The organism is Paraburkholderia sp. NMBU_R16, assembly GCF_013282575.1.
Lineage (GTDB): Bacteria > Pseudomonadota > Gammaproteobacteria > Burkholderiales > Burkholderiaceae > Trinickia.
The window spans coordinates 1-4,275 of record NZ_JAAAYE010000129.1 but is presented as its reverse complement, the minus strand read 5'-3'; the positions used below and the strand labels follow the sequence as shown (position 1 = coordinate 4,275).

Here is a 4,275-nt window from a genome sequence, read left to right as displayed (position 1 = left end):
ATTCTGCCGCAACCAGCCATACCTCAGCTTGTCGATTCAGAGCGCCTCAAGGGTTCGCTGCGCCGGGCTTACGCCCGCCCTTGACCCGCTAACATCACCCACTCGGAATTCAAAAGAGGCGAAAAAATCTTTAGAAACAGCGGTTTTTCGTCACTTCGTCCCTCAGCGGTCGTGCGCCATCAGTTGACGACTGGTCGTGGTACCGGTCGAACCCGCATTCCGACCGGCGCGTATGCCTCGGAGCGGTGCCGGAAATCGGTCAGGGAGAGGTCCGCCATAAACACCTTACCGTTCGATTTCCGTGTTTCGTGCCCGCGATCACGCAGCCCGCTGAGGAACTGCCTTGATGTGATCGAGCGGAAACCGTTGTCTTGCGCCCAAACCCTGTAATTGTCGTAGGCGTCAGTGGTACGCAGATTGCCGGATGATGGTTCCGTACACTCGGCAAGCCACTGTCCGATGATGTCTTGCTCTTCTTTGTACGACGCCGTCGCTTCTAGGATCACGCGTGGCGTGTCTGACAGACCGCGACGACGCCATTCCAAACAACCTTGCACCATCCACGCAAGAATGTGCGGTGCTTCATTCAGTAGCTTGGCCGCAAGTTTCGGATCGCGGTTTTCGGGTGGGAACGTCTTCGTGAATGGGACGATCTTGAACCGGCGTTCGAAACCGCCATCGTTGCCACTGTAGTCCGGGATATGGTTGCCAGTGATGATGATCTTCGCCATCGGCGTAAAGGTGATCGGCGAACCGTAGTTTGCCCGGGCGACCATCGAATCACCTGCAACGAAGCCTTTGATCCGGGACTGCGCAAACTTCGCGTTCTGTTCAGTCTCGGACGACAACACCATTCGAGCACCGATCAGCGGCACAAGTTCAGGTGTCGCGGCACTACCTGAGCGGTTCGACGCACATAGCGTCTCGGGTGCAACCGCTTGGGCATAGTCGCCTATGATTCGCTTCAGCGTTTCGGCAAGCACGGATTTGCCGTTGGCACCACGTCCGTACAGGAACAGGAGAATGTGTTCCTCGGTGGAAGCCGTCAACAGGTAGCCGCAGTACCGCTGAAACCAGTCGATCAGTTCCACGTCGCCATCGAAAATTTCGCCGAGAAACTGTTTCCATCGACTTGCGTGTTCGGCGTCCCCGAGTGCGGCCACATTCATCGACTTGGTTACGTAATCGTCTGGCGTCGCTGGTCGTGCCCGACCGGATCGGAGATCGACAACCTGTCGTCCGTCATCGAACCCAATCAGCATGTTGTCGGCGTCTATCCGCGTGAATGGCAGGCGGATTGATTCGAAATCGTGCAACAGTGAAACACTCGCGGTGATCGTCTTCGCTTTCGCGGACTGCCGTGCCCAACGCACGAAATGATCGGCGTCAGCAAGGTGCGCCCCAGCTTCTCGATACAGCACGGTCGGCAGTTGCGCGGCGAGTGATCGAACCGAAGCACCATCGTTGTCCCACGTCCAACAGCCGTCACGCCAGACCAGCCACTGCTTCGTCTCGGGCACGTATTTCAGGCGATTGCCGACCTGATCCGCGAGGCGCTTTGCGTTGCCGCATTCATCGAGGGAGTGAGTGTCGGCGGTACCATCGCGGACATCGAGACCTCGCACGTTCGAGGAAAGAACCGGCTTCCCTTGCGGGTCGAGAACTTCGGCCACGGTGATTCGTTCGGTTCGAAGGGCAATGTCGATCTGTTCGGCGACTGGATCGATTCCTTCTTCTCGGTGAAGATCGTTGAAGTCGCCCGCGTTCCGCCCATCGGCAAAGTCGGGATAGATTGCGACGGCGCGTGGAACAACGGCAAGCGCATCGTCGGCGTACCGTTTGCCTGCCCCGGATTCATCGAGATCAGCAGCTATGATGAGCCGAGAATCAGGGTACCTGGATGAAAGGCTCTGAACGACCGGAGCGAGGTTGCCGCCGTTGAAACAGACGACCGTCGTATAGCCAGTCGCTTCGTGTAACGAACAACCTGTTGCCCAACCTTCGCATGCGATCAGCGGCGCACCATTGCGCGGTTCGCCCAAAACCATGCGACCTGACTTCATCTTGCCTTTCGCGAGAAACTGCTTGGCTCCCGTGTCGTCGATGAACTGCAAGCTTTGTAGGGCTTCGTCCGGACCGTATACGGGCAAGACCAGCGTACTCGTCGTGACTTGCCGCGCACCGAACGGCGTGATGCCCTTCTTCGTCACATAGGGATGCCCCGGTTGAAGCTCTACGCTGTCGGCCAACAGGCGAGCCGCATTCTCACTCGCTGTGGCGTATTGAGCGGCCACTTCCGCGTCGTGTTTTCGGCGAGCTTCCTCTTGTTGCTTGCGAAGTTCTGCCCGCTCTTCTGCCGACAACGGTGGCGCATCGGCATCACGTTGTTGCCACGTAAACCGCGTGCCGGTGCGGTTATCGCCGAACACCGCGCCTACTCCATCAGGAAAGATACGGCACCAACCGGCATCGTCGCTCGGCGTGCCGTCAGTCGAGAACCGAGTGATTCTACCGGTATGCAGCGTGCAATTCGGGAACGGGATTCCTGCTTCGGCGAATGCATCATGCAGGCTCGGGGAAAAAATAACGTTGTTGTTCAATTGCTTCATTCTTATTGCGCATGCGCGCAGACGAGTGCATTCCTCGCCGTCTGACGATCACGGATAGTCCTAGGCATCGTATGCCGCGCGAATGGCGGCAGGCGACAAGGAAGCTTGATTTGTATGAGTCCCCGGTGGCACGGGTACGCGATCCGCGAACACGACGCGAAACGTGCAGACGCACCGGTGCCGAGAACGGCTTGGGTACTGCTAGAGGGAATTCATATAGACGCCGGACCAGAACAGTCGAAGCGTTGCGGCAGAAACCGCGAAAGCGATGTTCAGCCAAGAGGCTAAACAGTCACCATTCAATAATTGGCATTATGCCAGAAACGCGGCGCAAAAGCAATTCAGCGCTTGACGTACACCACGTTCCGTTGTAGCGCGCCAACACCATTCACTATCATGTCATGCCGGTGTTGACAGTCTAGCCCGCCGAGAAATGTTCAAACGACGGCATCATGTGATTCCGGTTCGTTCCCTCAGCGTTTCGAACTCGTCCGCGAGTGCATTCAACGCTCGTCCGGCTGCCGTAGGTCCCGCAAGTTCATTAAACGCCATGGACGCACCTGTGAGCGCAATACACGCCCAACAGACGGTCTGGGCGACCTCTGATGGACGTGGTACCGGCGACATGTCGATGTCTCGCGTTCCCAGGTCGTCGTCGCGAGAGATATACCGGGTAAGCGCGGTCAATGATGGATGTGCCGCATCCGCAGATAGCTGGCTGTACTGTAGGTAACTCGATTCGATCACACTACCCGTCGCAACGTCTTTCGGTTTTAGCAGCTTGGGTTTTGTCGGCCATCGACTGGCGATCTCGTCGATGGCCTTGCGTAACCGATCCTTTGTCTCTTCACTCGATGTGACATCGAGCGCGAAAGTAGCCCGGAGGCTTCTGCTCTTATCCTCGTCCGACGCCATCTGCCGGATGAAACCGTCTCCCTCGGTCAACACACGACCGAGCCATAGCAGGTTCTCGAAACAACAGCGCGCGAGTACACGGGCTTCGACGACGAAGCCCTGCCTCGCAAGCAACGTCACTCCGTTGAAGTTCGATACCGTGCGAATCATGAGTGATGCTGCCACTACCTTTGGGTCGGCGGCTCCTTTCGGTCCAACTGGTATCTCGCACTCGGAAAGTATCCGCGATGCTGCGTCGCAGAGCTTCTCAGAATGCGCCAGCCACGCCGACACCGCGTCTGTTTCGATCATATCTGGCTCCCTCTCATAGATAGGGAAACGTTCGGCGCGCTTCGCGTTCAGTTATGCCGGATGCGGACATCACCTGTGAAACACGGCTGGCGCCTCACAGGTCATTGCCAACCTTATCGTGTTTCCTGCGGTCGTCTGCCTGCGAAACGTACTTGTCAGCCATGAGCCATACGCCATCATTCGGCGGCGCTTCCGGGAAGTTCATCGACTGTAGCGGCTCGATGTCCAAAATCAGACGAGACGAGGCTGAGATGAAAGGCGACGGATCGTCAAGACGCCGCAGGCTGAACTGCTGACTACGGCCACCATCCTCGTTCCATACGAACCAGAAGCGTAAGCGCCTCACGACGACCGTCGTAGACGACGGCGAGAACCGACATCAAAGTGGTGCCCATCATTTTCGATTTGATGGACATCACTGTGACAGAGCCAGAAGCCAGGCCGGGTAGCCGCAAGGGAC

The 4,275-nt window shown here is 57.5% G+C and carries 2 protein-coding genes; both read right to left on the bottom strand.

Features of this window, described 5'->3' with window-relative positions; translation table 11 throughout:
- Window positions 1–179 precede the first annotated feature (179 nt).
- On the bottom strand, window positions 180–2,609 hold the full coding sequence (locus GWC77_RS27020; RefSeq protein ID WP_173262358.1) for a phage/plasmid primase, P4 family: 2,430 nt from the start codon (window positions 2,607–2,609) through the stop codon (window positions 180–182).
- A 450-nt stretch (window positions 2,610–3,059) separates the two neighbouring features.
- Entirely contained in the window at window positions 3,060–3,815 is a 756-nt protein-coding gene (locus GWC77_RS27015) for a DUF5677 domain-containing protein (RefSeq protein ID WP_173262355.1), read from the bottom strand.
- Window positions 3,816–4,275: the final 460 nt, after the last annotated feature.